The following is a 1,467-nucleotide window of genomic DNA, read 5'->3' as shown; positions in this document are numbered from 1 at the left end:
CAGTGGCGCCGTGCAATCTTGCAGGCCAGGTCGACGGAGTCCGACCCGCCGCTGTTGAAAATCATTTTGGCGTCCGGGATCGGACCCATGGCCACGAGTCGGTCCGCGAGGGAGAGTGCTACGTCGTTCGAGAACCGGCCGAAAACGTGGTAAGTCTCCAGTTTGCACATTTGGTCATAAGCCGCTTTCGCCACTGATTCCCTGCCGTGGCCGATGTTTGCGTGCCAGAGACCGGCGGTGGCATCGAGCAGGCGGCGTCCGTCCGAGGTCGTGAGGTACGCGCCGTGCCCTTCGGTGATGACGATGCGGCGGTCCAGGACCGAGGGCATATGCGCCTGGGCGCTCCATAGTGACTCGCCCACGAGCTTGGTACGGTCTGCTGAGTTAAGAACGGTTGCTTCTGTAGCCATTGTTTTGTTCTCCTAAAGAGGCTAATTGAGCAGTTCCATGTAACGCGGCCGGAATGCCCTGAGCCTCCTGGGCATCCCCAATTGGGCGTCGTTGGTTTGCGGGCAGGATGCGCTATTCAGCATGCGTCCAGGCGAAATATGACGTGGGCGTGCCTTAGTGTGGCGTGTGCCGGCGCCGCTTAGTCGAGGACGGCGAGTAGTTGTCCTTCCGCGACCGCATCCCCTTCGGTCACGGAGATATCGGCGACAGTGCCGGATGCGGGCGCTTCAACCGGTATTTCCATTTTCATGGATTCGAGGATCATGATTGTTTCGTCTTCTTCCACAGACGCTCCCGGCGTCACGAGGATTTTCCAAACATTCGCCGCCAGATCCGACCGTATTTCACTCAATTTACGTTCCTCCTCGAAAATAAGGCCACTAAGAATTTGTATTAGTTATGGACCGGCGGCGCTGGCCCGTGTGGTCCATGTGCTGTTTGATTTGCTTGTCCAAGTCCGAGATGTTTCCTCCTTTCACGTTTGCCAGGAGCTCCTGGTGTTCGGCCGCTAACTCTTTTGGATCGGGATACGATTCCTCCAGCATCATGAGCGACAGACGCGTTTCGGTGAGGAGCGTCTGGTAAAAGACGGTGAGACGTTTGTTGCCGAGGCTCCCGACCAAGACGGTGTGGAACGCCAGGTCCAAGTCGACCAGATCAGACCAGGGTTGCCCGCTTTCCGAGGCTGTCTTCATATCGCCGGTGATGCGGTGGAGTTCATTAAAGATCTGTTTCCTGGGATTCTTTGCAAGCTCCTCGGCAGCTGTCTTTTCAATGGAGTGACGAGCGACGGAGATGTCATCCATATCCGCCTCGGATAGTTCTGAAACAAAAACTCCGCGGTTGCGGACCCGGTGCAGGAGACCTTCCTGTATGAGCCGTTGCATTGCTTCGCGCACCGGCGAACGGCTGACGTTTAGCTGCTGGGCAAGACTGGTTTCCCGCAGCTGTTGGCCCGGCGAGTAGGCGCCCTTTTCGATCGCGCCCCGCAGCCGGTTGACGATGGTGTCCACCGTT

Annotated in this window: 3 protein-coding genes; all 3 read right to left on the bottom strand. The window is 57.7% G+C overall.

All coding sequences use genetic code 11. The features are described from left to right. The coding region (locus AC5RWT_RS37365) for an aminotransferase class III-fold pyridoxal phosphate-dependent enzyme (RefSeq protein ID WP_494084615.1) at nt 1-410 on the bottom strand (410 nt) is incomplete at its 3' end. 179 nt (nt 411-589) lie between these two features. Further along, entirely contained in the window at nt 590-802 is a 213-nt protein-coding gene (locus tag AC5RWT_RS37360) for a biotin/lipoyl-binding carrier protein (protein ID WP_494084614.1), read from the bottom strand. Nucleotides 803-830: 28 nt separating this feature from the next. After that, on the bottom strand, nt 831-1,467 hold a 637-nt coding region (locus AC5RWT_RS37355), incomplete at its 5' end, for a GntR family transcriptional regulator (protein ID WP_494084613.1).

The organism is Arthrobacter sp. Dra40, from assembly GCF_059091905.1.
This window is presented reverse-complemented; position numbering and strand designations above follow the sequence as displayed.